Origin of the sequence: Arthrobacter sp. TB 26, from assembly GCF_000427315.1 — a bacterium.
GTDB lineage: Bacteria > Actinomycetota > Actinomycetes > Actinomycetales > Micrococcaceae > Arthrobacter.
This window is the reverse complement of the sequence record NZ_AUPJ01000402.1, coordinates 1-870: the sequence shown is the minus strand read 5'-3', so window position 1 is coordinate 870 and position 870 is coordinate 1. Positions and strand designations below refer to the sequence as shown.

The 870-nt window shown below is 73.2% G+C and carries 1 protein-coding gene; it reads left to right on the top strand.

Annotation, left to right across the window (positions count from 1 at the left end):
* Positions 1–870, top strand: an 870-nt coding sequence (locus K789_RS0115625; RefSeq protein WP_024367574.1) for an FAD-binding protein, incomplete at both ends; no start/stop codon positions are given.

The following is an 870-nucleotide window of genomic DNA, read 5'->3' as shown; positions in this document are numbered from 1 at the left end:
GGGTGCGGCCGTCCGGGACCTGGAGTTCTTCCAGTTCCACCCCACCACCCTCGCGGCGGACGAGCTCCCCGGCGGTCCGCCCGCACTGCTCATTTCCGAAGCGGTCCGCGGGGAAGGCGCCGTTCTGCTCGACGCGGCCGGCTACCGCTTTATGCCCGACTACCACCCGGATGCCGAGCTGGCACCGCGCGACGTCGTCTCCCGCAGCATTGCACTGCACCTCGCTGCGACGGGCGCCCCGGCGGACAGCCCCGTGTACCTTGACGCCCGGGGAATCGAGGCCACGCGCGGTCCCGGTTTCCTGGCACGGCGGTTCCCCACCATCACCGCCGCCACCCGCGCCGCCGGCTACGACTGGACCACGGAAATGCTTCCGGTGTCCCCGGCGGCCCATTACTGGATGGGCGGCGTGGCCACCGACCTCTGGGCCCGCACCTCCGTGCGGGGACTCTACGCCGCCGGTGAAGCCGCATGCACCGGCGCCCAGGGCGCCAACCGGCTGGCCAGCAACTCCCTCCTGGAGGGACTGGTCTTCGGCCGCCGTGCCGTGGAGTCGTTCCTCAGCGGAGCGGACACGGAGCCCGTTCCGGCCGGACCGGTCGCCGTTGACTGGGAAGACCTCCCGGCATTGGGGACCGGCCAGGGAACGGTGCCGTTCAGCCGGGACGCCCTGCGGCGCCTCATGACACGTGCGGCCGGGGTGATGCGTGCCGGACCAGAACTCGATGCCGCCTCCCTCCGGCTCGCGGAATGGGCCGCGGCCACGGCCGGTGAGGACCGTTCCCGCCTGGACCCGTCCGGGCACGAGGACCGGAACCTGCTGCTGGCCGCCCGGCTGCTCGTCGCAGCAGCGCGGCACCGCACCGGCTC